The sequence below is a fragment of the Streptomyces sp. SID4985 genome (genome assembly GCF_009863025.1).
Lineage (GTDB): Bacteria > Actinomycetota > Actinomycetes > Streptomycetales > Streptomycetaceae > Streptomyces.
Genome location: NZ_WWIR01000363.1, coordinates 1 through 1,286, shown reverse-complemented (window position 1 = coordinate 1,286; position 1,286 = coordinate 1). Strand labels below are relative to the sequence as shown.

The 1,286-nt window shown below is 77.4% G+C and carries 1 pseudogene; it reads left to right on the top strand.

What is annotated here, in order from left to right:
- Nucleotides 1-165: 165 nt before the first annotated feature.
- A pseudogene (locus GTW40_RS15290) lies at nt 166-1,286 on the top strand (hypothetical protein); the annotation flags it as partial.

Sequence of the window (1,286 nt, the reverse complement as noted above, 5' to 3'; positions counted from 1 at the left end):
AATCAGCTATCCGGCTGACGGGGGCCGGGGGCCCAACTATGGTGCGGCGCAAGCATTCCGGCACTTGGCCCACCGGCATTGCGATGTCAGTGGTGGGTGCCACAGTGGGGGAGTGGGCAACGCCAGGAGAGCACGGGAGCGGCACGGAGGGGGTGAGCTCCGCTCATGACCGGAATCGGTGGGGAGGCGGGCGCGCGGGCCGCGCGTTCGCGGGCCCTGGCCGTGCTGCGGGTCCGGGGTCGCGCGCTGGGCGTGGCACTGCTGCCCGCGGCGGCCGAGGTGATTCTGCTGACGGGCGGTGCCACCGGCCAGTTCGCCGGGCCCGGCTGGGATCTGGCCCGCTGGATCGTGGGCGGCTTCGCGCTGGTGGTGCTGCTGGCGGCCGCCGGTGTCGCCCTGGTCGTGGCCCGCGCGCGCCCGGCCGAGACGCCGACGGTGCCGGTCCCGGAGCGCGCCGCGCCGGATCTGTACCGGCTGGTGCGGGACCTGGCCGAGCGCCTGGACGTGCCCGCGCCCTCCGCGATAGCGCTCACGCCGGACTGCGACAGCTGGCTGGAGGACCGTACGCATCCCGCGCACGGGCCGCCGCCGCGCGAGACGGCAGCCACCCCCACCGTGCCGGGCCTCGCCCCCGGTGACGCCCCCGGCGGTGCCGCGACCGCGCCCGTCCTCGTCATCGGCTCCCCGTTCCTGTGGTGGATGCGGGTGGCCGAGCTGCGCGCGGTGCTCGCCCCGGTCGTCGCCGGTACGGGCCCGTCCGCACAGCCGGACATAGCCGCCGCCCGGCGCTTCGTACGGGGCCTCGACGCGGCGGTGGCCGTCTCCGCGACGAGCGGCCGCTGTCCGCTGACCCGGGGCGTGTGCGGGGCGCTCGGCTGGGTGGCCAGGGTGCTGCTGCGCGCCTGCCGGGAGCACGCGGTGCTGATGGAGCGCGGGGTCGCCGCGGCGGCGGCCGAGCGCGCCCAGTCGGTGGACTACGGCCCCCGGATCGTCGCCCAGGAGCAGGTCGGGCTCGCCTACGCGGGCTGGGACCGGCTGCTGACCCGGGTGGCGCTGCCCGCCTGGCGGATGGGCCGCTGGCCCTCCCGGCTGGACGCGGGCGTGGTCGCCGCGCTGACCGAGCTGTCCCGGCGTGACCGGCTGGCCGCCGACGGCTTCACCTCCCGCCTTGGCGAGCGCCCGGCCTGCGACCTCCTGGAGGAGCCCGGGGTGGCGGACGAAGCGGTCTCCCTGCTCGCCGCCCGGCTCTTCCACGGCGCTCCCACAGGCCCGGGTCCCCAGTGGTC